The organism is Aeromonas sp. Marseille-Q7275 (assembly GCF_965119515.1).
The window spans coordinates 127,373-154,099 of record NZ_CBCPLW010000002.1 but is presented as its reverse complement, the minus strand read 5'-3'; the positions used below and the strand labels follow the sequence as shown (position 1 = coordinate 154,099).

Genomic DNA, 26,727 nt, shown 5'->3' with positions numbered 1-26,727 from the left:
ACAGAAACGGGAGCCGTCTCTCAATACATGGCTTCGTTGCCACTGAGCATCTCGTGCAGCTTGGTTTTCTGCTCCGGGGTCAGCACCTTGCTGACTTCGAACAGGTAATGGGCACGGTAGTAGCGAGCCTCGGCCTGCACGTTGCTGATGGTCTGCAACTGCTTCTTGGCGGCCGCTTCGTCCCACTTGCCGGTCTTGATCATGTTGATGATGACGTCCTGACCGATGGCGTCGAGCTTGACCGCGCCGAGCTCCTTGGCCGCCTGCTCACGCAGGCTCTTGATCTGCTCAACCTGTGCGGTGGAGAGGTTCAGCTCTTGCGCCAGGGTGGTCTCGCTCTGCAGCTCCGGGGTGCTCTCGGCGGCGAAGGTGTTGGTGGCAAAACAGATCGCCAGGGCAGTCATGGCGACTTTAAATTGATGCTTCATCTGCTTTCTCCAGTATCCAAAAAGATAGAAACCGCATACATGGCGGTGCCTGCAGATTATAGGAAGCCCCATGTACTGGAGCTTAAGCGCGGGCGACTTGCCGCTGTGGTGCGGGAATGCCGGCAGGGCCATACCGGTCGGTCGCTGACGCAGCTGGTCCCGGGTCGGTTGCTCGCGATTCGGGGCAACTGCATAATGACCCCCATGTTTCCCCCGCAAGGGGCCAGAGAGGGCATGATGATGGGGCTTGAGGCAGAGATCGACCGTTTATCCCGGGAGCTCGGCGAGGCATTGCAGGCAAGAGGCTGGCTCGCCGCCACGGCGGAGTCCTGCACCGGTGGCGGCGTCGCCACGGCCATCACGGATATTGCGGGCAGCTCAGGCTGGTTCGACCGCGGTTTTGTCACCTACACCAACGAAGCCAAGCAGCAGATGCTGGGGGTGAGCATCGACAGCCTGCTGCGCCATGGTGCCGTCAGCGAGGCCGTGGTGCTGGAGATGGCCAGAGGGTGCCTGGCCCGTTCCGATGCGGGGATCTGCGTCGCCGTCAGCGGCATCGCCGGGCCCGGTGGCGGCAGTGACGACAAGCCGGTCGGCACCGTCTGGTTCGCCTGGGCGGATCGCTCGGGCCGTCATCACTCCCTGCTTGCCCGCTTCGATGGCGACCGCCATCAGGTGCGCCAGCAGGCGGTCAGACAGGCCTTGTCCGGACTGCTGGCCCTGCTCAGATAAATTGGGCTTGATACTGTATGCATAAACAGTATACTTAGCCCAACTTCACTTCTACATCACGATTCCCAGCGGAGATTGGCATGGATCAGAACAAACAGAAGGCACTGGCGGCTGCGCTGGGCCAGATCGAAAAGCAGTTTGGCAAAGGCTCCATCATGCGTCTGGGCGACAGCAAGACCATGGACATCGAAGCCATCTCCACCGGCTCCCTCTCCCTGGACGTGGCGCTGGGCATCGGCGGTCTGCCGTGCGGTCGTATCGTCGAGATCTACGGCCCGGAATCGTCAGGTAAAACCACCCTCACCCTGCAGGTGATCGCGGAAGCCCAGAAGAAAGGCAAGACCTGTGCCTTCGTCGATGCGGAACACGCCCTCGACCCCATCTATGCCGCCAAGCTGGGGGTCAACGTCGACGACCTGCTGATCTCCCAGCCGGATACCGGTGAACAGGCCCTGGAGATCTGCGACATGCTGGTGCGCTCCAACGCCGTTGACGTCATCATCGTCGACTCGGTGGCAGCCCTGACGCCGAAAGCGGAAATCGAAGGGGAGATGGGTGACTCTCACGTCGGCCTGCAGGCCCGCCTGATGTCCCAGGCCCTGCGCAAGCTGACCGCCAACATCAAGAACGCCAACTGCCTGTGCATCTTCATCAACCAGATCCGGATGAAGATCGGCGTCATGTTCGGCAGCCCGGAGACCACCACGGGTGGTAACGCGCTCAAGTTCTATGCCTCGGTGCGTCTGGATATCCGTCGCATCGGCGCCATCAAGGAAGGTGACGAAGTGGTCGGTAACGAGACCCGCGTCAAGGTAGTCAAGAACAAGGTGGCCCCGCCCTTCAAGCAGGCCGAGTTCCAGATCTTCTACGGTGCCGGCATCTCCAAAGAGGGCGAGCTGGTGGATCTGGGCGTCAAGCACAAGCTGATCGACAAGGCTGGTGCCTGGTACAGCTACAACGGCGAGAAGATCGGTCAGGGCAAGGCCAACGTGATGAAGCTGTTCGCCGAGAACAAGGTGATGGCTGCCGAGGTGGAAGCCCGCCTGCGTGAGCTGCTGCTCTCCGGTGCCGTACCGGTCGAGAAGCCGGTGGCCGCGGTCGCCGAAGAGTTTGAAGACGAAAGCGAACAAGAGTTCGAATAAGGAACAAGGAAGGCCGGGTTGATACCCGGCCTTGTCATTTATGGTCGATGAATCCTCCCCCGAACCCGTTGAACTCTCCTTTGAAGACATGTTTGCCGCCGCCCGCGCCTTTGCCATGCGCAGTCTGGCTCGCCGCGAGAGCGCCGAGTCGGAGCTGGCCAAGCGGCTGCGGCTGCAGGGCTTCAATGAAGAGGTGATCGAGGCGGTTATCGAGTATTGCCGCGGCTACAACTGGGTCAATGACGATCGTTACGGCGCCATGGCGGTGCGGGCCGGTGCGGCCAAGGGCCATGGTCCCATCAAGATCCGCTTCGATCTGCGCCGCAAGGGGCTGGACGATATGCAGATAGACGCCGCCTTCGACCAGCCGGAGCTGGACTGGTTCGAGCTGGCGCTCGCCCTGCTGGCACGGCGTGCCAGCGTCGCCGATCTGGCGGATTTCAAGCTGCGGATGAAATGGCTCAAGTACCTGCTTGGGCGGGGCTTTACCCAGGATCAGGCGCGTTACGCCATCTCTGCCCTGCAGCAGGGGGAGGAATAAAGGGTCGGTGCTGGTCATGGCGCCATGCGTGTTCATGCACCGTGCGCTGATAAGAGAGGGCCTTTTCCCTGTTTTATCCTGTTTCTGATGGCCGCGGCACCATGATCCGCCACCCAGCCGACTCCCCTTTCTGCCTGCTCCTGTACGGCGTCCTGCCGCGGCCCCGTTCATTGGGGGCTTTTTCACCCGTGACGGGCCCGCGCGTTTTACTTTACCCCGCAGAAAACTTACATTATTGCGATTAAAAGTCCGTATCCGAATCAAGCAGGATTTTCCATGTATATGTCCACGTCAGAGTTACGCGCAGCGTTTCTCGAGTATTTCCGCTCCCAGGGGCACCAGGTTGTCTCCTCCAGCTCGCTGGTGCCGCACAACGATCCGACCTTGCTGTTCACCAACGCAGGGATGAACCAGTTCAAGGACGTGTTCCTTGGCGCAGAGAAACGTGCCTACAACCGCGCGACCACGGCCCAGCGCTGTGTGCGGGCCGGCGGCAAGCACAATGACCTGGAAAACGTCGGCTATACCGCTCGTCACCACACCTTCTTCGAGATGCTGGGCAACTTCAGCTTCGGTGACTACTTCAAGCAGGACGCCATCCGTTTTGCCTGGGAATTCCTGACCGGTACCCTCAAGCTGCCCAAAGAGCGCCTGCTGGTGACCGTCTATGAAACGGACGACGAAGCTTTCAACATCTGGGCAAACGAGATCGGCGTGCCGGTCGAGCGCATCGTGCGCATCGGCGACAACAAGGGTGCCGCCTTTGCCTCCGATAACTTCTGGCAGATGGGTGACACCGGTCCCTGCGGCCCTTGCACCGAGATCTTCTACGATCACGGCGATCACCTCTGGGGTGGCCCTCCCGGCTCACCGGAGGAAGACGGCGACCGTTTCATCGAGATCTGGAACGTGGTCTTCATGCAGTTCAACCGTCAGGCTGACGGCACCATGGAGCCGCTGCCCCGTCCGTCCGTGGACACCGGCATGGGCCTGGAGCGCATCTCCGCCATCATGCAGGGAGTGCACTCCAACTACGAGATCGACATCTTCCAGGCGTTGATCAAGAAGGCGGCCGAGATCGTCGGCACCACGGATCTGAGCAACCAGTCCCTGCGCGTCATCGCCGACCATATCCGCTCCTGCGCTTTCCTGGTGGCTGACGGCGTCATGCCCTCCAACGAAGGCCGTGGCTATGTGCTGCGCCGCATCATCCGCCGCGCCGTGCGCCACGGTCGCAAGCTGGGTGCCACCGAGATCTTCTTCTACAAGCTGGCCGCCGAGCTGGCGGTGCAGATGAAGGACGTGGCTGCCGAACTCATCGCCCAGCTGCCGCTGGTCGAGCGCGTGCTGCGCATCGAGGAGGAGCAGTTCGTCCGCACCCTGGACAGGGGGCTGCTGCTGCTCGAAGAGGTGCTGGCGAACCTGGGGGATGCCAAGGTCATCCCGGGGGAGGTGGTGTTCAAGCTGTATGACACCTACGGTTTCCCGGCAGATCTCACCGCCGATGTGGTCCGCGAGCGCGAGATCGGTATCGACGAGGAAGGCTTCAAGGCCGAGATGGAGAAGCAGCGCGCCCGTGCGAAGGAGGCCTCCAACTTCGGTGTGAACTACAACGAGGTGTTGAAACTCGATTTCGAGACCCCATTTACCGGTTACAAGCAGCTGAGCCAAACGACTCAGGTGGTCGGCATCTACAAGGATGCTGTCGAAGTGAGCGGGCTGATCGCCGGTGAAGAAGCGGTGATCGTGCTGGCCGAGACCCCCTTCTACGCCGAATCCGGTGGTCAGGTGGGCGACAGCGGCATTCTGAAAGTGGATGACGGCATCTTCGCCGTGACCGACACCCAGTATGCGGGCAATGCCATCATCCACAAGGGCTATATGGAGCTGGGTACCCTGGAGAAGGGCGCCGAGGTGGAAGCCGTGGTCGACGGGGAGCGCCGTCAGGCCGTGGCCCTGAACCACTCGGTCACTCACCTGCTGCACGCGGCCCTGCGCCAGGCGCTGGGTGATCATGTGACCCAGAAGGGCTCCCTGGTCGGGGCGGAGCGCATGCGCTTCGACTTCTCCCACTTCGAAGGCCTGACCATGGCGACCATTCGCCGGGTCGAGGAGCTGGTCAACGCCCAGATCCGTGCCAACCACGATGTCGTCACCCAGGTGATGGATCTGGAAGCGGCCAAGGCCGCCGGCGCCATGGCGCTGTTTGGCGAGAAGTATGAAGAGGACGTGCGTGTCGTGCGCATGGGCGACTACTCCACCGAGCTGTGTGGCGGTACTCACGCCAAGCGTACCGGTGACATCGGCTTCTTCAAGATCATCGCCGAGAGCGGTGTTGCCGCCGGGGTGCGCCGCATCGAAGCAGTGACCGGCAAGGGCGCCATCGATTTCATGCACCAGCTGGCAGAGCAGTTTGAAGAGGCCGCAGCCCTGGTGAAAGGGGACCAGTTCTCCATCGGTAGCAAGGTGCGCCAGCTGCTGGACAAGTCCAGGATGATGGAGCGCGAGCTGGAGCAGCTCAAGGCCAAGCTGGCCGCTCAGGCTGGCAGCGACCTGCTGAGCCAGGTGATCGAGATCAAGGGCCAGAAGGTGCTGATCGCGGCGCTGGACGGTGCCGATCCCAAGTCCCTGCGCGGCATGCTGGACGAGCTGAAGAACCGGATGAAGTCCGGTGTCGTACTGCTGGCAACCAGCAGCGAGGACAAGGTCAACCTGATCGCCGGCGTGACCAACGATCTGACCGCCAAGGTGAAGGCCGGCGAGCTGGTCAACCTGGTGGCCCAGCAGGTGGGTGGCAAGGGCGGTGGACGTCCTGACATGGCCCAGGCGGGTGGCACCCAGCCTGAAGCGGTGCCGGCGGCCCTGCAATCCGTTCACTCCTGGCTGGAAGAGCGCCTGTAAACGGGCGAGGTGATCTGTGGCACTCTATGTACAGAAGTACGGCGGCACCTCGGTCGGCACGCTGGTGCGGATCGAGGCGGTAGCTGATCGCGTTCAGCTGAGCCGCGCCCAGGGGCATGATGTGGTGGTGGTGGTGTCCGCCATGTCGGGCGAAACAAACCGGTTGCTGGGCATGGCCCAGCAGCTGGATCCGGATGCCAACCGGCGCGAGATGGATGTGCTGGTCTCGACCGGTGAACAGGTCACCATAGCGCTGCTGGCCATCGCGTTGAACAAACGGGGTTGTCCTGCGGTCTCAATGACCGGTGATCAGGTTCGTATCCACACTGATTCCGCCCATGGCAAGGCGCGCATCACCCAGATCGACACCGAGCAGGTTCAGGCCGAGCTGGGTGCGGGCAAGGTGGTGGTGATCGCCGGCTTCCAGGGCCGTGATGAGCACAACGCCATCACCACCCTGGGGCGAGGTGGTTCGGACACCACGGCGGTTGCCGTGGCGGCCGCCATCAAGGCCGATGAATGCCAGATCTTTACCGATGTGGATGGGGTCTATACCACGGATCCGCGCATCGAGCCCAAGGCACGCCGCCTCTCCACCATCACCTTTGAGGAGATGCTGGAGATGGCGAGCCTGGGGGCCAAGGTGCTGCAGATCCGTTCGGTGGAATTCGCGGGCAAGTACCGCGTACCGCTGCGGGTGCTGTCGAGTTTTGTCGACGGAGAGGGAACCTTAATCACATATGGAGGTGAGAGGATGGAAGCGCCCCTGGTATCCGGCATTGCGTTCAACCGCAACGAGGCCAGCCTGACCATTCTGGGTGTGCCGGACCGGCCGACCGTGGCCGCGCAGATCCTGAATCCGATCAGCGATGCCAACATAGATGTCGACATGATAGTGCAGAACACCATGGGGGATGGCACCGCCGACTTTACCTTCACGGTGAATCGCGATGACTATCGCCGGGCTCGCGCCCTGCTGGAGGAGACCGCCACCGAGCTGGGGGCAGCCTGCGTGCAGGGCAACGGGGAGATCGCCAAGGTCTCCATCGTCGGGGTCGGCATGTGGAATCATCCCGGGGTCGCGCGCACCATGTTCAAGGTATTGGGCGAGGAGGGGATCAACATGCAGTTGATCTCCACCTCTGAAATCAAGATATCCGTGGTGATTGACGAGAAGTACCTGGAGCTGGCCGTGCGTTCGTTGCACTCAGCGTTCGGGCTGGATAATGAGCCTCATGAGCAGCCCTTGGGGAACAATCCCTGATTGATTTAGTTTCAACCATTTACCATATCGGTATCTTTGTAAGATAATGGCGCATATCGATATAAATACAAAACAGGATACAGGAGCAAGCGAATGCTTATTTTGACTCGTCGTGTAGGGGAAACCCTGATGATCGGTGACGAAGTGACAGTCACCGTGCTGGGCGTTAAGGGTAACCAGGTTCGTATCGGTGTGAACGCACCCAAAGAGGTCTCCGTGCATCGCGAAGAGATATACATGCGGATACAGGCCGAGAAAGTACCGGGCCAACCGAATTTCTAAGCCATTCCATTGGCAGCCTCAAGGCGACATCTCAGGTGTCGCCTTTTGTTTTTCCGGGCCCTGCAAATCGCCTTGCGAGGCGCGGAACCAGGGGGTAAGTGTCGATATTGCTTGAATATTCCACGCTTTGACCAAATGCTGAGCGAACACGCTGTTTTCTCCAAAAAAGTGTTTGACTAAAAATCCCTGTGAAGTATTATCAGCCCCGCAAACGGAGAGGTGGCCGAGAGGCTGAAGGCGCTCCCCTGCTAAGGGAGTATGCGGCTTATACCCGCATCGGGGGTTCGAATCCCCCCTTCTCCGCCATTTTGCGCCCGTAGCTCAGCTGGATAGAGTACCTGGCTACGAACCAGGTGGTCAGAGGTTCGAATCCTCTCGGGCGCACCATATTCGACTCACGATGAGTCATGTATCGACTGTCAGCAGGTCGGTACGCTAGAAAAGGCTTACTGTTGAGTAAGCTTTTTTTATCGCTTTAAATCAGGGCGCCCGTAGCTCAGCTGGATAGAGTACCTGGCTACGAACCAGGTGGTCAGAGGTTCGAATCCTCTCGGGCGCACCATTTAAAGTGAAATCAAAGATTTATGAGCGCCCGTAGCTCAGCTGGATAGAGTACCTGGCTACGAACCAGGTGGTCAGAGGTTCGAATCCTCTCGGGCGCACCATTTTAGCAGTACCAAAAGTTTGTGAGCGCCCGTAGCTCAGCTGGATAGAGTACCTGGCTACGAACCAGGTGGTCAGAGGTTCGAATCCTCTCGGGCGCACCATTTTAGCAGTACCAAAAGTTGATGAGCGCCCGTAGCTCAGCTGGATAGAGTACCTGGCTACGAACCAGGTGGTCAGAGGTTCGAATCCTCTCGGGCGCACCATACAGACAGCCTCGACGTCAGTCGGGGCTGTTTTTTTATGGGCACCATTCCCCGGGTCGTGGGGCTCTGCAGCCCTGATGGCGATCGATGTGCCGCCGGATTGAATGACGCTTGTCGTGCCCACCATATCACTCCCTGTCTTCGTCCTACCTTCCCCCTATCCGGATCAGACCCTGCCACTCGGCGTCTTGTCATCCCAGCCCCATGCCACCTCCAGCTGCTCACAGGCGCTGCTGCAGGAACGCTCTGTGCTCGTTGGCACCATGAGGGCGGCATGAACCCAGGCTCTGGGCGTTGCGCGCCCTGGCGGCCGAGAGCAGCCTTTGGCGGGCAAACAAAAAGGATGCCGAGGCATCCTTTTTGTTTGCGTGGTTCATTCAGCTTTTCAGCCATTTGCGAATGCGGTTGGCATCGCCGATGGGGGTGCGTTTACCCACGGAGTTGAGCAGCACTATGGCGAGCTCCTGACGGTCCGGCTTGGCACGCATCAGCAGGCAGCGCCCCGCCTCGTCGGTGTAGCCGGTCTTGGAGAGGCGCACGTCCCAGTCCGGGTTCTTCACCAGGGGATTGGTGTTGTTGAACATCAGGCTGTAGGCGGGGGTGCTGAAGCGCATCTCCTTGTTGGTGTCCTGGGTGAACTGGCGGATCAGCGGCTGGCGATAGGCGGCGGCGATGAGCCTGGCCAGATCCCGTGCGGTGGAGACGTTGCGGGTCGACAGGCCGGTGGAGTCGTAGAAACGGCTGTTGCGCATGCCAAGCTGTCTGGCCTTGTTGTTCATGGCGCGAATGAAGGCCGAGCGGCCACCCGGGTAGTGGCGGGCGAGGGCAGAGGCCATGCGATTCTCGGAAGACATCAGCGCCAGGTGCAGGGCGTCACGGCGGCTCACCTTGGTGCCCATGCGCACCCGGGAGTAGGTGTGCTTGAGGTTGTCCCTGTCGTTCTGATCTATGGTCAGGGTCTGATTGAGGTTCTGGCGGGCATCCAGCACCACCAGGGCCGTCATCAGCTTGGTGAGGGAGGCGATGGGGCGCACCTGGGCAGGGTTCTTCTGGTAGAGGGTCTTGCCCGTGTTGATGTCCATCACCAGGGCACTGCCCGATTTCAGTTGCAGCTTGGCCGGGTTGGGCGCCGCCAGGGCTGCCTGCGATCCTAGCAGTCCCATCAATCCACATACCAGCGCGATTGCGCGAATCCGACACCCCATACAACCGACTCCATCCACAGCGAAAAAAGGCGCTAGATTCACTCATTTTTGCCCTCGCTTTACAAGAGCGGGAGAGCTGAATTCGCCACTATTTCCATAAAAAAGGGCCGCCTCTCGGCGACCCCTGTGATTTCGCTCAGTCCCTGGAGACGTGGACCTTGCGTTTGCTCAGCCAGCGCCAGACCAGCGCTATCAAGCCGCCGACCAGCAGCACCAGCGGCAGGCAGAGGATGATGCTGAGGAACTGGGACTCATACTGCGCGGCAAGCTTGGTGTGGCTCAGGTAGTAACCCAGCCCGACCAGGGGGCAGATCCACATGATGGAGCTGATGAGGTTGACCACCAGGAAGCGGCCCTGGGGTATCTCGTTGGCGCCGACTATGTAGGGGTAGGCGGTGCGCACGAAGGCGATGTAGCGGGCGGTGATCAGGGTGATGATGCCGTACTTGTTGAGCAGGTAGTGCACCTTCTCCTTGTGCTTCTCATCCAGGTGGGACATCAGCCTGTGGTACATCTGGGTGTGGCCGAGGAAGCGCCCCTGCATGTAGCCGAGCCAGGTGCCGACGAAGGTCGCCAGGATCAGCAGCGGGATGACGGCGAGCGGCAGTACCCCTTGATAGATGAGCACGCCGGTCAGGATCAGCAGGGTGTCACCGGGCAGGAAGGCGGTCGGGATGAAGCCATTTTCCAGCACCAGGAAGGTCAGCAGGACTATGTAGACCATGAAGACCATCTTGGGGTCGGACAGGGTCGCCAGATCCTGATTAATGAAGGCGTGAGCCAGGTGGTAAAACTGCTCCATACATGCAAACTCCGCAGGTTAGCTGGGTTGGTCGGTCAAGGGCATGGCAAGCACCTTGTCGATGCGCAGGCCGTCCATATCCACGATTTCCAGTTGCCACTGTTCCAGGGTGACCAGGTCTCCGGTCTGGGGAAGGCGGCCAAGGAGCAGCATGATAAGCCCTCCGAGGGTGTGATAGTGATGTTTTTCTTCTTCCGGGAGGCGAACCAGTTCCAGACAGTCCTTCAATTCCGGCAGCGGGATCAGGCCGTCGAGCAGCCAGCTGCCATCGGCACGCTGGAAGGCCCAGTTGTCCTCCCCGTCTTCCTGCTGGAAGTCGCCCGCCAGGGTCTCCAGCAGATCCTGCTGGGTGACCAGCCCCTGCAGCTCGCCGTATTCATCCACCACCAGCACCATGTGCTCGGCGTGGGCGCGGAAGTGGTTGAGCAGCTCCAGGCCGTTGAGGGTCTCCGGCAACAGGCTGCCGTCCTGGGTCAGGGCCGCCAGATCGATGGGCTCCCCCTTGATGTAGGCGTGCAGCACCTTGCTGACGTTGAGGATGCCCACCAGATCAGAGAGGCTGCCGTCACAGACCGGGAAGAAGCTGTGGCGATACTCCACCAGGCGCTGCAGGTTGGTCTCGAGCGGCAGGGAGAGATCCAGATAGCGGATGTCGCTGCGGGGCACCATCAGGGAGGAGAGGCTGCGTTCGTCGAGGCGGAACACGTTCCGCAACATGGTGTGCTCGTGATCCTCGATGATCCCGGCCTCGGAGCCTTCCACCAGCATGGCGTGGATCTCCTCCTGGGTGACGTTGTTGCTGTTATTCTGATCGACCCGCAGCAGGCGCAGGCTGGCGTTGGTGGAGGCGGACAGCAGCCAGACGAAGGGGCGGGTCAGGGTCGCCAGCCAGAGCATGGGGCGGGCCACCAGGCAGGCGATGCGCTCGGCATTGAGCTGACCGAGGCGCTTGGGCACCAGTTCCCCCACCACGATGGAGAGGTAGGTCACCAGCACCACGACGATCACGGTGGCGATCAGGCTGCTGCTCTTGGGAGAGAGGCCCCACTCCTGCAACCACTGTGCGAAGGGCTGGGCCAGCAGGGACTCGCCATAGATGCCGTTGAGCAGGCCGATACTGGTGATGCCGATCTGGACGGCGGAGAGGAAATGGGTCGGATTCTCCCCCAGCTTGAGGGCGATGGCGGCAGAGCGGCTTCCCTCGCTGGCCATCTTGCTGAGACGGGCCTTGCGTGCGGTGACGATGGCGATTTCCGACATGGCGAAGACGCCATTGAGCAAAATCAATCCAAGCAGGATCAATATTTCCATACTGCAGCAGCACTCCCGGTAGAAAAGATCGCTGGCAGTGTAATGAATTTGCGGGCGCTGCGCTTGTGAAAGGAGGTGATTTGGCCCGTGAATTTTTCAATTTCTCCCGCGGCAAGAGGGCATGTGTTCCTCACGGCGTCGTCGTCATGCTGGCAGCGGCACGATACCAGCGGCCTTGCCATCCGGGGGCGGAAAATGAAAAGCCCCCGATAGACGGGGGCTTTTTGGGCTCGGGAGGGGCACTTAGAGGGCGGCGATCTCGGCCTGCTGGGCTTCCAGCTTGGTCAGCTGGAGACGGTAATCCTCCAGCTTCTCGCGCTCCTTGGCGATGACGGCTTCCGGCGCCTTGGCGACGAAGGCCTCGTTGCCGAGCTTGCCTTCGATGCGACCACACTCGCCGACCAGCCTGGCGACCTCTTTGGCCAGACGGGCCAGTTCGGCCTCCTTGTCGATGAGGCCCGCCATGGGGATCATCAGCTCGGTGGCACCGATCAATTTTTTGACCGACAGGGGGGCGACTTCACCTTCGCCAAGCACGCGGATGGACTCCAGACGGGCCAGGGACTTGAGGAAGGCCTCGTTGTCACCGGCACGCTGGCTATCCTTGGCATCGCACTTGAGCAGCACGTTGAGGGCCACGCTCGGCGCCACATTCATCTCGGCGCGGATGTTGCGGATGCCGACGATGAACTCCTTCACCCACTCCTGATCCGCCATCGCGGCTTCGTCTACCTTGGCGGCATCGAACTCCGGGAAGGCCTGCAGCATGATGGTGTCGGCGTTGACACCGGTCAGCGGGGCCACCGACTTCCAGATGGTCTCGGTGATGAAGGGGATGATGGGATGCGCCAGACGCAGCAGGGTCTCCAGCACGGTCACCAGCGTGTGACGGGTGGCGCGCTGCTCGGCCTCCGAGCCCTTGCCCAGCACCGGCTTGGTCAGCTCCAGATACCAGTCGCAGAACTGGTTCCAGATAAATTCGTACAAGACGCCTGCCGCGATATCGAAGCGGTAGGTATCGAGCGCGGTACGGAAGTCACGGATGGCCAGCTGCAGCTGGGACTGGATCCAGCGATCCGCCAGGCTGCACTGCATCTCGCCGCCGTGCAGGCCGCAATCCTGATCCTCGGTGTTCATCAGCACATAGCGGGAGGCGTTCCACAGCTTGTTGCAGAAGTTGTTGTAGCCATCCAGGCGCTTCATGTCCCAGTTGATGTCACGACCTGTACTGGCCAGCGCCGCCAGGGTGAAGCGCAGGGCGTCGGTACCGTGGGCCTCGATCCCTTCCGGGAACTGCTTGGCGGTGCGCTTGCCGATCTTCTCGGCCATCTGCGGCTGCATCATGTTGCCGGTGCGCTTCTCCAGCAGATCTTCCAGGGAGATGCCGTCGATCATGTCGAGGGGGTCCAGCACGTTGCCCTTGGACTTGGACATCTTCTGGCCTTCTTCGTCACGGATAAGGCCGGTGATGTAGACGGTCTTGAACGGGACTTGCGGCTGGCCGTTCTCGTCCTTGATGAAGTGCATGGTCATCATGATCATCCGGGCAATCCAGAAGAAGATGATGTCGAAGCCGCTCATCAGCACGTCGGTCGGGTGGAAGGTCTTGAGCGCCTCGGTGTTGTTCGGCCAGCCCAGGGTGGAGAAGGTCCAGAGGGCGGAGCTGAACCAGGTGTCGAGCACGTCTTCGTCCTGACGCAGCACGGTCACGGACGGGATGCTGTGCTTGGCACGCACTTCCGCCTCGTCACGGCCCACGTAGACGTTGCCGGCGTCGTCATACCAGGCCGGGATGCGGTGGCCCCACCACAGCTGACGGGAGACGCACCAGTCCTGAATGTCGCGCATCCAGGAGAAGTACATGTTTTCGTACTGCTTGGGCACGAACTGGATGCGGCCATCTTCCACCGCCTCGATGGCGGTCTTGGCCATGGGCGCCACGCGCACGTACCACTGGTCGGTCAGCATGGGCTCGATGGGCACGCCGCCGCGATCGCCGTAGGGCTGCTGCAGCACGTGGTCCTTGATGTCGGCCAAGAGGCCCAGCTCGTCCAGCTTGGCGACGATGGCCTTGCGGGCGGCGAAGCGCTCCATGCCGGCGAACTCGGTCGGCAGGGCGGCGTCATAGGCGGTGCTGGGGTTGCCGTTGGTGTCGACCACTTCGGCCTCGGCGCGCACGTGGGCGTCCAGGGTGAAGATGTTGATCATCGGCAGGTTGTGGCGCTTGCCCACTTCGTTGTCGTTGAAGTCGTGAGCCGGGGTGATCTTCACGCAGCCGGTGCCCTTCTCCATGTCGGCGTGTTCGTCGGCGACGATGGGGATCAGGCGGTTCACCAGCGGCAGCAGTATGTGCTGGCCGATCAGCGCCTTGTAGCGCGGGTCTTCCGGGTTCACGGCCACGGCGGTATCGCCCAGCATGGTCTCCGGACGGGTGGTGGCGACGATCAGGTGATCCTGGCCCTCGGCAGTCTTGGCGCCGTTGGCCAGGGGATAGCGCAGGTGCCACATGTGGCCCTTGATCTCGCGGTTTTCCACTTCCAGATCGGAGATGGCAGTGTTGAGCTTGGGATCCCAGTTCACCAGACGCTTGCCGCGGTACATCAGGCCATCTTCGTAGAGACGCACGAACACTTCCTGGACGGCGGCGGAGAGGCCCTCATCCATGGTGAAGCGCTCGCGCTCCCAATCCACGGAGTCGCCGAGGCGGCGCATCTGACGGGTGATGGTGCCGCCGGACTCTTCCTTCCACTGCCAGATCTTGTCGATGAAGGCGTCACGGCCGTAGTCGTGACGGGTCTTGCCCTCTTCGGCGGCGATCTTGCGCTCAACCACCATCTGGGTGGCGATACCGGCATGGTCGGTACCCGCCTGCCACAGGGTGTTCTTGCCCTGCATGCGGTTGTAGCGGATCAGGGTGTCCATCAGGGTCTGCTGGAAGGCGTGACCCATGTGCAGGCTGCCGGTGACGTTCGGCGGCGGGATCATGATGCAGAAGGAGTCTTTGCTGGTGTCACCGTGGGGCTTGAAGTAACCCTGGGCTTCCCAGTGCTGATAGAGCGCCTGTTCGATGGCGTTGTGATTAAAAGTCTTTTCCATGGTCTCGCCGTATTCTGGATGGATGGAGTCTGGTGTTGGGTCGTCGTGGATCGAAGGTGGCGCAGTCAGGGCTGCGCCGGATCCGGTGCGGCAAGGACGGGCTGATCCCTCATCTCGAGGGCATGACCCGCCTGGCGATAGTGCTTGTAGCGCTCGCGGGCTTGCTGCTTTTGCGTTTCGTCAGTGGGGACAAAATCTACCACTTGAGCGAAGTGTCCTGCAAACAAAGGTGTCTGCTCGGCCAGGTTGATGAGGCGGGCATAGCGCCGCTTCGGTGGCTGATGGCCTATCTCCACCGGGGCCTGGCCGCTCTCTCCCTGCAACTGGTGCGGCACGAAACGATCCGGTGGCAGTTGCCACAGCAGTTCGTCCAGGCGCAGGGCCTGGGCCTCGTCGTTGCAAAACAGATAGAGGTGGCCGGCACTCCAGCCATCGGCTGCCAGTTGGCAGGCGAGGCGTTCGACCGCAGACGCCTGAGCGTCGTCCGGCTCACTCATCAGGTAAAAGGTCACTTGGCTCATCAGGTTGGTCCCGTTTGGCTGTGACGGACAGCGATTGGCCGTCTGCGGGGCGCCGTGTCAGGCACGGTGTTCCCGGATTCTCTCAATGAAACAAGGAAGAGGCGAGCCTCTTCCTTGTGGTACCACTCCCCTGATGCGGGCATCCGAAGAGAGGAGTTACTCCTTGTCTTCGACGTCCGCCACGCCGGCTCGATTGAGCAGGAACTGGGTCAGCAGCGGCACCGGGCGACCGGTGGAGCCTTTGTCCTTGCCACTCTTCCAGGCGGTTCCTGCGATATCCAGGTGGGCCCAGTTGTACTTCTTGGTGAAGCGCGACAGGAAGGCGGCGGCCGTGATGGTGCCGGCCGGACGACCGCCGATGTTGGCCATGTCCGCGAACGGGCTCTCCAGCTGCTCCTGATACTCGTCGAACAGGGGCAGGCGCCAGGCGCGGTCACCGGCCTGCTCGGAGGCGTTGAGCAGCTCGTGGGCCAGGGGGTTGTGGTTCGCCAGCAGACCCGAGGTGTGGTGACCCAGGGCGATGATGCAGGCGCCGGTCAGGGTCGCCACGTCGATCACGGTCTCGGGATCGTAGCGGTCCACATAGGTGAGGGCATCGCACAGCACCAGGCGCCCCTCGGCGTCGGTGTTGAGCACCTCGACGGTCTGGCCGGACATGGTGGTGAGGATGTCACCCGGGCGATAGGCGTTGCCGCCCGGCATGTTCTCGCAGCCCGCCAGCACGCCTATGACGTTGATGGGCAGCTGCAACTGGGCCAGGGCGTGCATGGTGCCGAGCACGGAGGCGGCGCCGCCCATGTCGTACTTCATCTCGTCCATGCCTTCGGCCGGCTTGATGGAGATGCCGCCGGAGTCGAAGGTCAGCCCCTTGCCCACCAGCACTATGGGCTTGGCGTCGGCGTTGCCCTTGTATTCGATGATGGCCATCATGGCTTCGTTCTCGGAGCCGCGGGCCACCGCCAGATAGGAGTTCATGCCGAGTTCGGCCATCTCCTGCTCGCCGATCACCTTGGTGGTGATGTTGTCATAGGCATCCGCCAGACGGCGGGCCTGGGAGGCGAGGTAGGCCGGATTGCAGACGTTGGGCGGCATGTTCGCCACGTCGCGGCAGATGCGCACCCCTTTGGCCACGGCCAGGCCGTGGGTGATGGCGCGCTCGCCTATGGTCAGTTCCCGACGGGTCGGCACGTTGAAGACCAGCTTGCGCAACGGGCGGCGTGGCTCGGCCTTGTTGGTCTTGAACTGATCGAAGCTGTAGAGGCCCGCTTTGGTGGTTTCCACCGCCTGGCGCACCTTCCAGTAGGTATCCCGGCCCTTGACGTGCAGCTCGGTCAGGAAGCAGACAGCCTCCATGGAGCCGGTCTCGTTCAGGGTGGTGATGGTCTTGTTGATGATCTGCTTGTACTGGCGTTCGTCGAGTTCCCGCTCCTTGCCGCAACCGACCAGCAGCACGCGCTCGCTGAGCACGCCCGGTACTTGATGCAGCAACAGCATCTGGCCTGGTTTGCCTTCCAGATCGCCGCGGCGCAGCAGCGAGCTGAGGTAGCCGTCGCTGATCTTGTCCAGCTGTTCGGCAACCGGAGAGAGGCGGCGAGGCTCAAATACGCCGACCACGACGCAGGCGCTGCGTTGCTTCTCAGGACTGCCACTCTTTACACTGAACTCCATGGAATCTCCTACATCCTAAAGACAAAAGGCACCATTTATTGAATAATGCGGTGCTTGTTGGGGTATCAGAGGCGGAGCGAACAGCCACAGGCTCCGCAGTTCAAACTGGTAAAAATCCAATATAGGGCCCTATTTTTCAGGCATTCGACTAAAAACACAAGTTTACTTGGGAATGACTGTGATCGTTTTCCGATATTTGTTCAGGGAGACCCTGAAAACCCAGCTGGCGGTGCTGTTCGTACTGCTGCTTATCTTCGTCAGCCAGCAATTTATCCAGATCATTGGCGACGCCGCCGATGGCGAGGTGCCGACGCGCCTGGTTTCCACCCTCTTGCTGCTCAACCTGCCGAATATGGCCCTGTTGATGCTGCCTATCAGTCTGTTTTTAGCCATTCTGTTTGCTCACGGTCGTTTGTATGCGGAAAGCGAGATGACGGTGATGCATGCGGTGGGCTTCAGCCACCGCTTCGTGATGGGCAGCGCCCTGCTGCTGGCCCTGCTGACGGCCGCCGTGGCGGCCTTCAACACCGGCTGGATAGCCCCCCAGGCCAAGGAGCGCGAGTACCAGGTGATCGACGAGTTCAAGGCCGACCCGGGTATCTCCTTCCTGCAGGCCGGTCGTTTCATGGAGCTCGACAAGGGGCGCTTGGTGGCCTACATCCAGGATCTGAACGACAAGGGCTCCGAGTTGCAGAAGATCTTCGTGCTGCAGCGGGCCGAAGGGGGCTCGCCCCCCTCCGTGGTGGTGGCCAACGAGGGGCAGGTGACGGCCGACAGCAATGGCTTGCAGTGGCTGACCCTGAGGGATGGCTCCCGCTACGAGGGCCAGTTCACCGGCAAGCAGTTCCAGGTCTCCGAGTTCAGCGAATACAGCCTGGTGATCCGTCAGCAGGAGATGGAGCGATCCAACCGCAAGGCGGCGGCCAAGCCTACCATGGAGCTGCTCGGCACCCAGAGCAACCAGCTGATGGCCGAGTTGCAGTGGCGCTTGTCGCTGCCCCTCTCCATCCTGGTGCTCACCTTCCTGGTGGTGCCGCTGGCCAGGGTCAACCCGCGCCAGGGGCGTTACGCCAAGCTGCTGCCGGCCATACTGCTCTATCTCTCCTATTTCCTGCTGCTCAGCGCCGCCCGGTCGGCCATCGACAGCGGGCGTCTGCCCCACTGGCCCGGCATGTTCCTGGTGCCCCTGGTCTATCTGCTGCTGATTGGGGTGCCGCTCAACCTGCAGGGCACCAGCTGGTGGAACGGGGTCAAGAGTCACTTTGTCAAAGGCAAGTCAGCATGATGCTGCAACCTGGGAGTCTCTGCTGATGTTCGGCATTCTCGATAGACATGACAGTCGGGTCATTTTTGATGCCGATCTGGCGCACCGCATTGCAGGAGAAATCAGCATGAAGCTACAAGATAGGGGTCTCGGCTGATGTTTGGCATTCTCGATAGATATATCGGCAGGGTCATCTTCATGTCGATCCTGCTGTGCGAACTGACCCTGGTCGGGCTGGCGGCGCTCATCAAGTATGTGGAGCAGTTGAAAGCCGTGGGGGAGGGCAACTACGACATGCTCAATGCCCTCTATTTCGTGCTGCTCTCCATGCCCAAGGAGGCGGTGCTCTTCTTCCCGCTGGCGGCCTTGCTGGGTGGCCTCATCGGCCTCGGCCAGCTGGCGACCAGCTCGGAGCTGGTGGTGATGCAGGCGGCGGGCCGCTCCAAGATCAGCATCGTCATGGCGGCGCTCAAGACGGCTATCCCCCTGATGCTGCTGGTGGGTCTGATGGGCGAGTACGTAGCCCCTGCCGCCAAGCGGATGGCGGATGACATCAAGGCGGGCGCCATGTCGGAAGGGCGACTCACCGTCTCGGCCTACGGGGTCTGGGCGCGGGATGGCAACAACTTCGTCAATATCAACGGGGTGCGCAACGACGGCGCCCTGACCGGCATCACCCTGTATCGTTTCACCCCGTCCCGCAACCTGATCGACGTGGTCCAGGCACAGGAGGGGGTGTTCGAGCAGCATCACTGGCTGCTCAAGCAGGTGCACATCACCCGTTTCGACGATCCCAGGCAGATCCAGGACGAGAAACATGCCGAGATGGCGTGGCAGTCCGAGCTGACCCCCAAGCAGCTGGGGGTGGTGAGCATAGATCCCGAGAACCTGCCCATCTCGGGACTGCGGGACTACATCGGCTATCTGGATGCCAACAAGCAGGATGCCGGGCGCTACAAGCTGGAGATGTGGCGCAAGTTGCTGTCGCCGCTCTCGGTTGTGGCCATGATCCTGCTGGCCTCCTCCTTCATCTTCGGCCCGCTGCGCTCGGTGAGCATGGGGGCGCGGATGCTGATGGGGATCATGACCGGCTTCGCCGTCTATGTGAGCGATAGGGTGTTCGGCCCGGTCAGCCTGGTGTATGCGGTGCCGCCCATTCTGGCAGCCGTTGCGCCCAGCCTGCTGTTCGGCGGCATCTCCCTCTATATCCTGAGCCGCAAGCAGTAGCGGGATAAGGAGATGTGCTGCGGTGCCAACTCCATGCTGGCAGCCGTTGCCCCCAGCCTGCTGTTCGGCGGCATCTCCTTCTATATCCTGAGCCGCAAGCAGTAGCGGCCTGTATTGGCCAACAAGAAGGGCACCCACTGGGTGCCCTTCTTGTTTCTCATCTCGTACTCACCAGGTCACTTGTTCAGCTGCTCCAGGTTCTCCTGCTTGCTCAGCACCACCACTTCACACTCGGCCCAGATGTCCTGGAAGGCGCGGGGCCGCGCGCGATTGAACACGCACATCAGATTGCCGAGGCCGAAGGCCGAGGTCGCGAGCCGGATCAGGGCTTGGGTGATGCGAATGTTGCTGCCGTCCAGATTCTGGATGCGCAGACGCCAGGCGCGCATGCCTATGGTCTGGCCGGCACGGGTCCAGAACCAAGTGTAGAAGCCGCAGATCACCAGGGCGAGCCAGGCGCTGTAGAGAGGGCTGGTCAGCAGCCAGGCCGCATCCTTGCCCTCGGGAACTGTCGCCATCCCGGTGGCCAGCAGCAGTTGCGCCACTCCCATGCCGATGAAACCGGCGATGATCAGCAAGGCGATGACCACCAGGTAGTCATAGAGCAGGGCGCCCAGGCGCCGCAGCAGGCCGGCCGAAGGGTGCTGGTGCTGGGGGGGAGGCTGGAGAGAGGAGGGGGTCTTGCGCTTGGCCATGATGATTATTCCATTAATATGATGCGGGCATTCTATGTAACTGGCCGAACATCGGCAAGGCGTTGAATAATTGAGCAAACGACGGCCGCGCAAGAAAAACACCTTGCATGCCAAAACGCCATTCGTATAATCCCTCGCAGTTGCCCGGGTGGCGAAATCGGTAGACGCAGCGGATTCAAAATCCGCCGTTGCAAGACGTGTCGGTTCGAGTCCGACCCCGGGCACCATTCAGATTCCATGACAAAAGGCCATCCTCGCGGATGGCCTTTTGTTTTTCCGGGTGGTCGGGATACTTGTACCCTCAGACCCTCAGACCCTCAGACCCTCAGACCCTCAGACCCTGAGACCCTCAGACCCTCAGACCCTCAGTCGATATTCTGCGCGATGCGCCACAGCACGCCGGAGGGGTCGTACAGGCAGAACTCCTTCATGCGCCAGGGCTGGGTGACGATCTCGGTCACCTTGACGCCGTAGCGGCTGGCGACCTGGCTCGCCTCCACCTGGGCCCGCCAGGCGCTTACGTCCTCCACCAGGATGTGCATCATGAAGTGCTCGGCCAGCGCCTCGTGGTAATAGTCCTGCAGCAGGAAGCTCGCCTCCCCGAAATGGAAGTAGGCCACCCCATCGCCGTCGGAGGCCAGGGTGAACCCGAGATCCTGATAGAACTGCCTGGAGAGGCTGAAGTCGCGGGCAGGCACGAATGCCTTGATTTCGGTCACGGTGAGATTGGGCATGGGTTCCTCGTTCGGGTGACAGGGCAAACCTGGTTGCGCCAGTATGGCCCGAAAGATCGGGGGCAAGCCAGATCCGGCGCTGCATCCCCCCTCTGTGATCCCCTCCTTCCCCTCGGATGGGGCTCTCCCCCCGCTGTCATCATTTGATTATTTAATGGAAACGCATCTTTCATTTGTTCAATAAATGATCTCGAGGGCAAAACGGGCCCCGTTGCCCCGGGATCCTCCCCGTTTGGGCACCCAGTTGCCATCTTGGTGCAGTTGCCTGGCGCTGCACAGCCGAAGTGCGCCTCCCTTACTGATAGTGGGCAGGATGCGCCAATATGGTGCATCAAATGGCACAGTCAAAGTCAACCAATTGAAAATAAAGGATTATATTTTTTGGCCTGCTTTATGCTTTAGATAATTCAGGTCGCCATGAAGAGCCCGCCGCGTCATGCCCGAGGGGGTGGGCAAGCTGGATGTGACGATGCGTGCAAGTGGCCAAGTTTGACACTCATATCAGGAAATGGACCCGGCCGGGTGCCGGGACGACAAGGAGAGGGCTGTATGTTCAAGAGACTCGTAATGACTGGCCTGCTGGCGCTGAGCGCCACCATGGCCGCCCCAGGTTGGGCCGAAGAGGTGGCCGCGCAGGCCGAGGTGGTGCAGGCTGCCGCGACCGTGACCATCAACAAGGGGGACAACACCTGGCTGATGCTGGCGTCCGCCCTGGTGATCCTGATGTCCATCCCGGGGCTGGCCCTGTTCTACGGCGGCCTGGTGCGCGCCAAGAACATGCTGAGCGTGCTGATGCAGGTGTTCACCCTGTTCTGCCTGATCACCGTGCTCTGGGTCATCTACGGCTATTCGCTGACCTTCACCGAGGGCGGGGCCTTCTACGGTTCCTTCGACAAGCTCTTGCTGGTCGGGGTGACGCCTGAGTCGATCGCCGCCACCTTCAGCAAGGGGGTGGGGATCAGCGAGTTCATCTATGTGGTGTTCCAGGGGGCCTTTGCCGCCATCACCTGCGGGCTCATCGTCGGTGCCTTCGCCGAGCGGATGAAGTTCTCTGCCGTGCTGCTGTTTGCCGTGATCTGGTTCACCTTCGCCTACATCCCGATGGCGCACATGGTGTGGTACTGGGCCGGTCCGGATGCCTACACGGATGCCGCCGCCGCCGAGGCCGCCGGTGCCACCGCAGGCTATCTGTTCCAGCACGGCGCCCTCGATTTCGCCGGCGGCACTGTGGTGCACATCAACGCGGCGGTCGCCGGTCTGGTTGGTGCCTTCATGGTCGGCAAGCGGGTTGGCTACGGTCGTGATCCCATGGCTCCCCACAGCCTGACCATGACCATGATAGGGGCCGCCCTGCTGTGGTTCGGCTGGTTCGGATTCAACGCCGGCTCCGCGCTGGAAGCCAACGGCACGGCCGCCCTGGCCTTCGTCAACACCTGGCTGGCACCGGCGGGTGCGGCGCTCTCCTGGACCTTGGCCGAATGGGTGATGAAGGGTCGTCCCTCCCTGCTGGGCGCCGTGTCCGGTGCGGTGGCGGGCCTGGTGGCCATCACTCCTGCCGCCGGTTTCGTCGGTGTCGGTGGTGCCCTCATCATAGGTCTGCTGAGCGGTGTGGCCGGTCTGTGGGGGGTGCATGGTCTCAAGCGCCTGCTGGGGGCCGATGACAGCCTGGACGTGTTCGGCCTGCACGGGGTGTGCGGTATCCTGGGGGCAGTGCTGACCGGGGTGTTCGCCAGCCCGGATCTGGGTGGCACCGGGGTGTGGGACTATGTGACCAACCAGGTGGCCGAGGGCTACTCCATCCTGACCCAGGTGAAGATCCAGGTCATAGGTGTGCTGGTGACGGTGGCATGGACTGCCCTGGTCTCCGCCGTGGCCTACAAGCTGGTGGATCTGCTGATTGGCCTGCGGGTCAAGGAAGATGCCGAGCGGGAAGGGCTGGATGTCACCAGCCATGGGGAGAAAGCCTACAGCCTGTGATCCCCTCAGGCGCCCGTTGACCACCTGCCGCCGGCCTTGTCCGGCGGTTTTTTTATGGCGCCCCATGAGGCGCCCCCCATCCAGCGCTCCCTGATCCAGCCTGCCGTTATTTCCTTCCAGGGATGTTTTATGCCTGCAATTTGGCCGGATCTCCGCTAAACTCTGCCACCCTTTATTTGGGGTAGCCGGGTCAGCCCTGCTTCCACCCTTTCTTCTATGCCTTCGGAGCCGCTCATGCCGTTAGTGGGACACCAACATCAGATCGATATTCTGGAACTGACCGACAAGGGGGATGGCAAGGGTCGCCTGTTCGATCGCCCCCTGTTTGTCGAGGGTCTGCTGCCCGGTGAGCAGGCGCTGGTCGAGTTGACCGAGGTCAAGCCGAACTATCTGCACGGCAAGCTGGTCGAGCTGACCCAGCCGTCCGCCGACAGGGTTGCCGATTTCTGCCCCAACACCGAGTGCGGCGGCTGCCAGGTGCGCCCGCTGGCCTATCCGGCCCAGCTCAAGCTGAAACAATCCCTGGTGCAGAGCGCGCTGGAGCAGGTCGGGCTGGGTGAGACCCAGGTCAACCCCATCCTCGGCATGGACAGCCCGTTCGCCTACCGCAACAAGGCGCAGTACGCCGTGCGTGGCAGCGAGGCGGGCGCCGAGATCGGCTTCTATCGCAAGCACTCCCACGATCTCATCACCGCCGACGACTGCGCGGTGCAGGACTCCCTGCACGTGGAGCTCAATGCCCGGGTGCGCGGCTGGATGCGCGAGCATGACATCGCCGCCTATGACGAGGTGGCCCACACCGGCTGCGTGCGTAACCTGATGACCCGCAAGGGCTTCAAGAGCGGCGAGCTGATGGTGGTGCTGGTGACCCTGGGTGAGACGCTGCCCTTTGAGGCCGAACTGCTGGCGGCCCTGAGGGATCTGCCCATCACTACCCTGGTGCAGAACATCAATGACGAGCGCACCAACCGCATCCTGGGAACGAGCAACCGCGTGCTGCTGGGGGAAGGGGTGATCCGCGACAAGATCCACGAGCTCGCGTTCGAGATCTCGCCGCTCTCCTTCTTCCAGAACAACCCGAGCCAGACCGATGTGCTCTACTCCAAGGCGCTGGAATACAGCGAGCTGACCGGCAACGAGACGGTGTTCGACATCTATTGCGGCATCGGCACCATCTCCCTGTTCCTGGCTGGCAAGGCCGCCAAGGTGGTGGGCATAGAGTCGGTGGAGAGCGCCATCAGCGACGCCCGCCGCAACGCCGCCCTGAACGGCATCGAGCACACCGAATTCCACGTGGGCAAGGCCGAGCAGCTGATGCCCGAGCTGCACGCCCAGGGCGTGACCGCCGATGTGGTGGTGATGGATCCGCCCCGCAAGGGTTGTGACAAGGCGGTGCTGCAGACCCTGGTCGCCATGGCGCCGCGTCGTCTGGTCTATGTCTCCTGCAACCCCCAGACCCTGGCCCGGGATCTCGCCTGGCTGGTCAAGCAGGGCTTCGTGCTGGACGAGGTGCAGCCGGTGGACATGTTCCCGCACTCCATGCACGTGGAAGCGGTCGCCCGTCTGAGCCTGCCAGCGAAAGCCTGATCGGGCCGCCGCGCCACGAGAGAATGGCATTAGCCAGATGGCTCTGATAAAAACGACTCCAAATGGAGTCGTTTTTTTATGGCCGTGGAGCGGCATGACAACCAGGCAGGGAGAGCGGGGTGATGATTCGTTTGGCGGACGTGGAGGATGCGGCGGCGCTGGATCACTTCTTTGGGCAGCTGGATCGGGAGACCCGCTTCATGCTTTATGAGGCGGGGGAGCGCCCCTCAAATATCGAGGGGCAGCGCCAGCGGCTCGAGGCCATGGCAGCTGTCCCCAATCAGGCCATGTGGCTGCTGGTGCTGGCCGAAGAGGTGCAGGGGTTTGCCGTGCTCATCGGTGGCGGCCTGGCGCGCAACCGCCACTGCGCCCTGGTGGTGATGGGATTGCGGTCGAATGCGCGCGGCCAGGGCTGGGGCGAGCGGCTGCTGCGTACCCTGATCGCGAGTGCGCCGGAGTGCGGCATCAGCAGACTGGAGCTGGGGGTGATGGCCCATAACGAGGTGGCTCATTCACTTTATCGCAAGTGCGGTTTCCTGGATGAGGGGCTGCGGCGGCAGGCGTATCGGCTGGACGAAGGCTATGTCGACGAGATCAGCATGGGGCTGCTGTTGCCGTTCACGGCCCCATGACGCCGCTGGGCCCGTGAGGCTGGTTCGGCGCGCACGATTGGGGCCGGCTGTAGCGGGAGAATAATAGAGACGAGGAGGGCCCATGAAGGGGATATTGCTGCGTTGGCTGGCTCGCTACGATGCCTGGTGCCAGGAGTGGGGACTCACCCCGGAGAACCGGCGCTGCTGCGCGCCGGTGCGTCATGATGAGGACGAGAAAGCCTCAGGCAAGGGCGAGGACGGCCTCACTGAACATTGCGCGTCACGGCGCCGTTGACGCTGTTGTAGTCGAAAGAGAGCCCCTCAGGGTAGGCCGGGAAGCGGCCAACGGAGTCGCGCAGGGTATAGCGGCAGTTGTCGTGGCGCAGCTTGCCATCAGCCTGCCCGTCTGCCGGGATGAGCCGGGAGATGTAGTCACTCTTTGAATCTTTATCGAGTTCATCGGCCGCCGTCAGATCGGTATCGAGCAGGGCGCCGAACAGGCTCTCGCAATCGTCCCGGCTGCTGACGGAGATCTGATCGCTGTCGCCACCTGGGAAGACGGCATCGGGTCCCTGACCTCCCTGATCCTCCTTGGTGCCCACAGGCCAGCCGTGGCTGTTGATGTCGAGATCCTGCTTGCCCATGCCGCTAAAGTTATAGAGTGCCAGCGGCTCCCCCTTCACCTTGACCGCCCAGCCCGCATGGGCGAGCTGCACGGCGCTGGCAAAACCGCCCGCGGTCGCCGAGACGCTGCTCTTGAGGGCATCGTCCTGGATGTTGATGAAGCGGGGCAGGGCGGTGACGGCGAGTATGGCCAGCACGACGATGACCAGCACCAGTTCTAGCAGGGTAAAGCCGTGGGAAAGGTGTTTTGGCATGGAATCAACCCATTGAGTACGACAAACAGGTAAGCGCGACATGGAACTGATAGACACCCACTGCCACCTGGATTTTCCGGCGTTCGATAATGATCGGGAGGCATTGCTGGCCCAGTGGCGCCAGCTGGGGGTGGGGGAGTATATCATCCCCGCCGTGGGAGAGGAAAACTGGGGGCGGGTGATGGCGCTGGCCGAGCGCCATCACGGCATTCGCTATGGTCTGGGGGTGCATCCCTGGTATGTGGGGGCCCAGACGGAGGGGGCGCTGGCAAGGCTGGAGGCCCTGCTGGCGGGCAAACCCCGGGGGCTGGTGGCCATCGGCGAATGCGGGCTGGACTTGCGCACCCAGGTGCCCCAGGAGGGGCAGCTTGAACTGTTCGAGGCGCAAGTGAGGCTGGCCATGGCCCATGATCTGCCTCTCATCGTCCACTCGGTGCGGGCCAACGACACTGTCGCCAAGATCCTGCGGCGCTTCAAACCGGCGAGGGGGGGCGTCATCCACGCCTTCAGCGGCTCCCTGCATCAGGCGGAGGCGTTCTGGCAACTGGGCTTCAGGCTGGGGATCGGGGGGGTCATCAGCTATGAGCGGGCCAACAAGACCCGGGAGGCGATCCGCGCCATGCCGCTGGAGGCCTTGCTGCTGGAAACCGACGCCCCCGACATGCCGCTTCAGGGCCAGCAGGGGGAGATCAACACCCCGGCCAGCCTGCCGACCATAGCCCGGTTGTTGGCGCAATTACGGCAGCAACCGCTGGGGGATGTTATTTCGGTGTTACATGAATCCACTCTGCGGCTTTTCCCGCGGGCGACCATGAATTTAACAGCTGATTAACGACCGATGCCGGTGTGATAAAAAACAGGACCCATAAAAATCGTTTGCGGTCTAATTAAACGACGTTCAGCCCATTTCAGGCTTATAAAATGTGACCAGTATTCTATTTTGTCGCACCGTAATTAGTATAATGCGCACCCTTGATTAGCGGCTTTCATACACAAAACGTTAACAAGCT

The 26,727-nt window shown here is 61.7% G+C and carries 23 protein-coding genes and 7 tRNA genes; 20 read left to right on the top strand and 10 right to left on the bottom strand.

The annotated features are described in order from the left end of the window. Nucleotides 1-20 precede the first annotated feature (20 nt). On the bottom strand, nt 21-428 hold the full coding sequence (locus tag ACWPWQ_RS02950; protein ID WP_236661740.1) for a Spy/CpxP family protein refolding chaperone: 408 nt from the start codon (nt 426-428) through the stop codon (nt 21-23). 240 nt (nt 429-668) lie between these two features. Here ACWPWQ_RS02950 and pncC point away from each other — a divergent pair, with 240 nt between their 5' ends. The 12 genes from pncC (at nt 669) to ACWPWQ_RS02890 (ending at nt 8,159) form a co-directional block, all read left to right on the top strand. Continuing rightward, nucleotides 669-1,160, top strand: coding sequence for a nicotinamide-nucleotide amidase (gene pncC / locus ACWPWQ_RS02945; protein ID WP_139438834.1), 492 nt, complete (start codon nt 669-671; stop codon nt 1,158-1,160). A gap of 80 nt (nt 1,161-1,240) precedes the next feature. Next, entirely contained in the window at nt 1,241-2,302 is a 1,062-nt protein-coding gene (recA, locus tag ACWPWQ_RS02940; RefSeq protein ID WP_005324574.1) for a recombinase RecA, read from the top strand. A gap of 40 nt (nt 2,303-2,342) precedes the next feature. Next, entirely contained in the window at nt 2,343-2,843 is a 501-nt protein-coding gene (locus ACWPWQ_RS02935) for a regulatory protein RecX (RefSeq protein WP_454009048.1), read from the top strand. 276 nt (nt 2,844-3,119) lie between these two features. Continuing rightward, the gene (gene alaS / locus ACWPWQ_RS02930; protein ID WP_454008955.1) at nt 3,120-5,744 is read left to right on the top strand and encodes an alanine--tRNA ligase; all 2,625 of its coding nucleotides are present in this window, start codon (nt 3,120-3,122) and stop codon (nt 5,742-5,744) included. A 16-nt stretch (nt 5,745-5,760) separates the two neighbouring features. Beyond that, the gene (locus ACWPWQ_RS02925; protein ID WP_454008954.1) at nt 5,761-7,008 is read left to right on the top strand and encodes an aspartate kinase; all 1,248 of its coding nucleotides are present in this window, start codon (nt 5,761-5,763) and stop codon (nt 7,006-7,008) included. A gap of 93 nt (nt 7,009-7,101) precedes the next feature. Beyond that, on the top strand, nt 7,102-7,290 hold the full coding sequence (gene csrA, locus ACWPWQ_RS02920; RefSeq protein WP_005315760.1) for a carbon storage regulator CsrA: 189 nt from the start codon (nt 7,102-7,104) through the stop codon (nt 7,288-7,290). A gap of 213 nt (nt 7,291-7,503) precedes the next feature. Beyond that, nucleotides 7,504-7,596, top strand: a tRNA-Ser gene (locus ACWPWQ_RS02915). Between the two features lie 4 nt (nt 7,597-7,600). Beyond that, a tRNA-Arg gene (locus ACWPWQ_RS02910) sits at nt 7,601-7,677 on the top strand. 98 nt (nt 7,678-7,775) lie between these two features. After that, a tRNA-Arg gene (locus tag ACWPWQ_RS02905) sits at nt 7,776-7,852 on the top strand. Between the two features lie 26 nt (nt 7,853-7,878). Continuing rightward, nucleotides 7,879-7,955: transfer RNA gene (locus tag ACWPWQ_RS02900), tRNA-Arg, on the top strand. A 25-nt stretch (nt 7,956-7,980) separates the two neighbouring features. After that, nucleotides 7,981-8,057, top strand: a tRNA-Arg gene (locus ACWPWQ_RS02895). A gap of 25 nt (nt 8,058-8,082) precedes the next feature. Further along, nucleotides 8,083-8,159: transfer RNA gene (locus ACWPWQ_RS02890), tRNA-Arg, on the top strand. Between the two features lie 377 nt (nt 8,160-8,536). Here ACWPWQ_RS02890 and pbpG read toward each other — a convergent pair. The 6 genes from pbpG to pepA all read right to left on the bottom strand — a co-directional run bounded on the left by pbpG (nt 8,537) and on the right by pepA (nt 16,762). Continuing rightward, complete coding sequence (gene pbpG / locus ACWPWQ_RS02885; RefSeq protein WP_139438681.1) at nt 8,537-9,364, bottom strand: D-alanyl-D-alanine endopeptidase; 828 nt, start codon at nt 9,362-9,364, stop codon at nt 8,537-8,539. Between the two features lie 136 nt (nt 9,365-9,500). After that, nucleotides 9,501-10,166, bottom strand: coding sequence for a DedA family protein (locus ACWPWQ_RS02880; RefSeq protein WP_025325626.1), 666 nt, complete (start codon nt 10,164-10,166; stop codon nt 9,501-9,503). 18 nt (nt 10,167-10,184) lie between these two features. Further along, complete coding sequence (locus ACWPWQ_RS02875; protein WP_319912224.1) at nt 10,185-11,477, bottom strand: hemolysin family protein; 1,293 nt, start codon at nt 11,475-11,477, stop codon at nt 10,185-10,187. A gap of 243 nt (nt 11,478-11,720) precedes the next feature. Then, the gene (locus tag ACWPWQ_RS02870; protein ID WP_454008953.1) at nt 11,721-14,573 is read right to left on the bottom strand and encodes a valine--tRNA ligase; all 2,853 of its coding nucleotides are present in this window, start codon (nt 14,571-14,573) and stop codon (nt 11,721-11,723) included. Nucleotides 14,574-14,638: 65 nt separating this feature from the next. After that, entirely contained in the window at nt 14,639-15,094 is a 456-nt protein-coding gene (locus ACWPWQ_RS02865; protein WP_041206456.1) for a DNA polymerase III subunit chi, read from the bottom strand. Nucleotides 15,095-15,250: 156 nt separating this feature from the next. Then, the gene (gene pepA / locus ACWPWQ_RS02860; RefSeq protein ID WP_202047457.1) at nt 15,251-16,762 is read right to left on the bottom strand and encodes a leucyl aminopeptidase; all 1,512 of its coding nucleotides are present in this window, start codon (nt 16,760-16,762) and stop codon (nt 15,251-15,253) included. Between the two features lie 172 nt (nt 16,763-16,934). Between pepA and lptF the strand changes: the two genes are divergently transcribed. Both lptF and lptG read left to right on the top strand, forming a co-directional pair. Continuing rightward, the gene (gene lptF, locus ACWPWQ_RS02855; RefSeq protein ID WP_454008952.1) at nt 16,935-18,047 is read left to right on the top strand and encodes an LPS export ABC transporter permease LptF; all 1,113 of its coding nucleotides are present in this window, start codon (nt 16,935-16,937) and stop codon (nt 18,045-18,047) included. A gap of 135 nt (nt 18,048-18,182) precedes the next feature. Next, the gene (lptG, locus tag ACWPWQ_RS02850; protein ID WP_454008951.1) at nt 18,183-19,253 is read left to right on the top strand and encodes an LPS export ABC transporter permease LptG; all 1,071 of its coding nucleotides are present in this window, start codon (nt 18,183-18,185) and stop codon (nt 19,251-19,253) included. Nucleotides 19,254-19,429: 176 nt separating this feature from the next. Here lptG and ACWPWQ_RS02845 read toward each other — a convergent pair whose 3' ends face one another. Continuing rightward, the gene (locus ACWPWQ_RS02845) at nt 19,430-19,948 is read right to left on the bottom strand and encodes an RDD family protein (RefSeq protein WP_005332441.1); all 519 of its coding nucleotides are present in this window, start codon (nt 19,946-19,948) and stop codon (nt 19,430-19,432) included. A 142-nt stretch (nt 19,949-20,090) separates the two neighbouring features. Here ACWPWQ_RS02845 and ACWPWQ_RS02840 point away from each other — a divergent pair. After that, a tRNA-Leu gene (locus ACWPWQ_RS02840) sits at nt 20,091-20,175 on the top strand. Between the two features lie 138 nt (nt 20,176-20,313). On the opposite strand, the gene ACWPWQ_RS02835 is transcribed toward ACWPWQ_RS02840, so the two are convergent. Beyond that, entirely contained in the window at nt 20,314-20,682 is a 369-nt protein-coding gene (locus ACWPWQ_RS02835; protein WP_454008950.1) for a VOC family protein, read from the bottom strand. Between the two features lie 549 nt (nt 20,683-21,231). On the opposite strand from ACWPWQ_RS02835, the gene amt reads away from it, so the two are divergent. The 4 genes from amt (at nt 21,232) to ACWPWQ_RS02815 (ending at nt 25,134) form a co-directional block, all read left to right on the top strand. Further along, on the top strand, nt 21,232-22,659 hold the full coding sequence (gene amt, locus ACWPWQ_RS02830) for an ammonium transporter (protein WP_139436913.1): 1,428 nt from the start codon (nt 21,232-21,234) through the stop codon (nt 22,657-22,659). 234 nt (nt 22,660-22,893) lie between these two features. After that, complete coding sequence (gene rlmD / locus ACWPWQ_RS02825; RefSeq protein WP_454008949.1) at nt 22,894-24,246, top strand: 23S rRNA (uracil(1939)-C(5))-methyltransferase RlmD; 1,353 nt, start codon at nt 22,894-22,896, stop codon at nt 24,244-24,246. A gap of 122 nt (nt 24,247-24,368) precedes the next feature. Continuing rightward, nucleotides 24,369-24,878 (top strand): N-acetyltransferase family protein, encoded by a 510-nt coding sequence (locus ACWPWQ_RS02820; protein WP_454009047.1) that lies wholly within the window; start codon nt 24,369-24,371, stop codon nt 24,876-24,878. Between the two features lie 82 nt (nt 24,879-24,960). Beyond that, nucleotides 24,961-25,134, top strand: a complete 174-nt coding sequence (locus tag ACWPWQ_RS02815; RefSeq protein WP_454008948.1) for a hypothetical protein — start codon at nt 24,961-24,963, stop codon at nt 25,132-25,134. Here ACWPWQ_RS02815 and tppF read toward each other — a convergent pair. Further along, nucleotides 25,103-25,717, bottom strand: a complete 615-nt coding sequence (gene tppF / locus ACWPWQ_RS02810) for a type IVa pilus pseudopilin TppF (RefSeq protein WP_429109936.1) — start codon at nt 25,715-25,717, stop codon at nt 25,103-25,105. The two genes, ACWPWQ_RS02815 and tppF, sit on opposite strands and share 32 nt — an antisense overlap. Before the next feature lie 40 nt (nt 25,718-25,757). Here tppF and ACWPWQ_RS02805 point away from each other — a divergent pair, with 40 nt between their 5' ends. Next, nucleotides 25,758-26,549 (top strand): TatD family hydrolase, encoded by a 792-nt coding sequence (locus ACWPWQ_RS02805; RefSeq protein WP_404837688.1) that lies wholly within the window; start codon nt 25,758-25,760, stop codon nt 26,547-26,549. Nucleotides 26,550-26,727 lie beyond the last annotated feature (178 nt).

Coding starts and splice junctions, on each gene's coding strand:
- ACWPWQ_RS02950 (WP_236661740.1), bottom strand. CDS start 428: ATGAAGCATCAATTTAAAGTCGCCATGACTGCCCTGGCGATCTGTTTT.
- pncC (WP_139438834.1), top strand. CDS start 669: ATGGGGCTTGAGGCAGAGATCGACCGTTTATCCCGGGAGCTCGGCGAG.
- recA (WP_005324574.1), top strand. CDS start 1,241: ATGGATCAGAACAAACAGAAGGCACTGGCGGCTGCGCTGGGCCAGATC.
- ACWPWQ_RS02935 (WP_454009048.1), top strand. CDS start 2,343: ATGGTCGATGAATCCTCCCCCGAACCCGTTGAACTCTCCTTTGAAGAC.
- alaS (WP_454008955.1), top strand. CDS start 3,120: ATGTATATGTCCACGTCAGAGTTACGCGCAGCGTTTCTCGAGTATTTC.
- csrA (WP_005315760.1), top strand. CDS start 7,102: ATGCTTATTTTGACTCGTCGTGTAGGGGAAACCCTGATGATCGGTGAC.
- pbpG (WP_139438681.1), bottom strand. CDS start 9,364: ATGGGGTGTCGGATTCGCGCAATCGCGCTGGTATGTGGATTGATGGGA.
- ACWPWQ_RS02880 (WP_025325626.1), bottom strand. CDS start 10,166: ATGGAGCAGTTTTACCACCTGGCTCACGCCTTCATTAATCAGGATCTG.
- ACWPWQ_RS02875 (WP_319912224.1), bottom strand. CDS start 11,477: ATGGAAATATTGATCCTGCTTGGATTGATTTTGCTCAATGGCGTCTTC.
- ACWPWQ_RS02870 (WP_454008953.1), bottom strand. CDS start 14,573: ATGGAAAAGACTTTTAATCACAACGCCATCGAACAGGCGCTCTATCAG.
- ACWPWQ_RS02865 (WP_041206456.1), bottom strand. CDS start 15,094: ATGAGCCAAGTGACCTTTTACCTGATGAGTGAGCCGGACGACGCTCAG.
- pepA (WP_202047457.1), bottom strand. CDS start 16,762: ATGGAGTTCAGTGTAAAGAGTGGCAGTCCTGAGAAGCAACGCAGCGCC.
- lptF (WP_454008952.1), top strand. CDS start 16,935: ATGACTGTGATCGTTTTCCGATATTTGTTCAGGGAGACCCTGAAAACC.
- lptG (WP_454008951.1), top strand. CDS start 18,183: ATGTTTGGCATTCTCGATAGATATATCGGCAGGGTCATCTTCATGTCG.
- ACWPWQ_RS02845 (WP_005332441.1), bottom strand. CDS start 19,948: ATGGCCAAGCGCAAGACCCCCTCCTCTCTCCAGCCTCCCCCCCAGCAC.
- ACWPWQ_RS02835 (WP_454008950.1), bottom strand. CDS start 20,682: ATGCCCAATCTCACCGTGACCGAAATCAAGGCATTCGTGCCTGCCCGC.
- amt (WP_139436913.1), top strand. CDS start 21,232: ATGTTCAAGAGACTCGTAATGACTGGCCTGCTGGCGCTGAGCGCCACC.
- rlmD (WP_454008949.1), top strand. CDS start 22,894: ATGCCGTTAGTGGGACACCAACATCAGATCGATATTCTGGAACTGACC.
- ACWPWQ_RS02820 (WP_454009047.1), top strand. CDS start 24,369: ATGATTCGTTTGGCGGACGTGGAGGATGCGGCGGCGCTGGATCACTTC.
- ACWPWQ_RS02815 (WP_454008948.1), top strand. CDS start 24,961: ATGAAGGGGATATTGCTGCGTTGGCTGGCTCGCTACGATGCCTGGTGC.
- tppF (WP_429109936.1), bottom strand. CDS start 25,717: ATGCCAAAACACCTTTCCCACGGCTTTACCCTGCTAGAACTGGTGCTG.
- ACWPWQ_RS02805 (WP_404837688.1), top strand. CDS start 25,758: ATGGAACTGATAGACACCCACTGCCACCTGGATTTTCCGGCGTTCGAT.